Source organism: Streptococcus sp. GMD1S, assembly GCF_000296875.1.
Taxonomy (GTDB): Bacteria; Bacillota; Bacilli; order Lactobacillales; family Streptococcaceae; genus Streptococcus.
On sequence record NZ_AJQY01000232.1, the window covers coordinates 1 to 757 of the forward strand.

At 46.0% G+C, this 757-nt stretch carries 1 protein-coding gene and 1 pseudogene; both read right to left on the minus strand.

Translation table 11 applies throughout. The features are described 5' to 3' along the window. Positions 1–119 (minus strand): annotated as a pseudogene (locus GMD1S_RS11880) (N-acetyltransferase); the annotation flags it as partial. A gap of 86 nt (positions 120–205) precedes the next feature. Next, positions 206–757: a phosphoribosylglycinamide formyltransferase gene (gene purN / locus GMD1S_RS08500; RefSeq protein ID WP_000717482.1), complete on the minus strand. Its 552-nt coding sequence runs from the start codon at positions 755–757 to the stop codon at positions 206–208.

Sequence of the window (757 nt, forward strand, 5' to 3'; positions counted from 1 at the left end):
ATTGCCATCGGAAACACATCTTCGTTTTTCCGGTAGAGCCATGCATCAGCTAAAGAACGTACATTTGGAGCCACGAAATGTGCTTGTTCATCAGCTTCAGATATTTTCAAATCCAGCACTGCCTAAAAACTGCTCTCATCTACCAATTTCAGTTCAATCATTTTTTCTCCTAGCAAGGTTGCGCAATCAAAACTTGATTTACTTCTTACCTTCTCTCCACTCCCAAGCTATCCAGCACCTCTGGATACAACTTGTACTCAGCCTCGTGAATACGAGCTTCAAAGCTTTCGATAGTATCATCTGCTAGATGTGGCACACGGACTTGCTTGATGACCTTGCCTGTGTCCACACCAGAATCCACCCAGTGAATGGTCACGCCAGACTGGTCAACGCCTGCATTCCAAGCATCCTCAATACCATGAGCTCCTGGGAATTCCGGGAGATAAGCTGGGTGAATATTGATGATACGGCCTTCATAAGCTGCTAGCAAGGTTGGACCGACGATTTTCATGTAGCCTGCGAGGCAGACCAAGTCAATCTGGTGTTCTTCCAAGAGTTCGACAAGTGCTGCTTCGTAGTCTGCCTTGTTCTCAAACTCCTTGAGTTCAAAAGCATAAGACAGGACTCCGAGCTTGTCTGCCCGCTCTAGCACATAGGCGTCACGATGGTCTGAAAAAACAAATTCCACCGGAAATTCTTCGGCAATCACCTGAAAATTTGAGCCGTTACCAGAGGCAAAAACCGCTATTTTTTTCAT

Excerpts from the sequence above, each read along its gene's own strand:
- purN (WP_000717482.1), bottom strand. The coding sequence starts at position 757 with ATGAAAAAAATAGCGGTTTTTGCCTCTGGTAACGGCTCAAATTTTCAG.